The organism is Vibrio sp. 10N.222.49.C9, from assembly GCF_041474985.1.
In the GTDB taxonomy this organism is placed as follows: domain Bacteria; phylum Pseudomonadota; class Gammaproteobacteria; order Enterobacterales; family Vibrionaceae; genus Vibrio; species Vibrio crassostreae_C.
Window position 1 is genome coordinate 1 of sequence record NZ_JBFRVD010000218.1, and the last position, 343, is coordinate 343.

The 343-nt window shown below is 48.7% G+C and carries 1 protein-coding gene; it reads left to right on the forward strand.

Features of this window, described 5'->3' with window-relative positions:
• The coding region (locus AB4585_RS22840) for a VCBS domain-containing protein (protein ID WP_372171091.1) at positions 1–343 on the forward strand (343 nt) is incomplete at both ends.

The window sequence follows — 343 nt, forward strand, 5'->3', positions numbered from 1 at the left end:
AATGATAAAGCCGTAATAGCAGGCACAGACTCAGGTGCAGTAACCGAACAATCCCAACTACAAACCTCAGGTACACTTACTGTAACCGATGTCGATACCGGCGAAGCACACTTCTCCAATACCGATGTTGTTGGCACTCTGGGTACCCTGCACCTTAAAGACAATGGTGCATGGACATACGATCTGGATAACACTAACCCTACCGTTCAAGCTTTAGGTAAAGGAGCAACCGCTACAGATACGATCACAGTTCAATCGGCAGATGGCACGACCCATAAAGTCACCATTACCGTGAACGGCACCAATGATAAAGCCGTGATTGCCGGCACCGACTCAGGTGTAG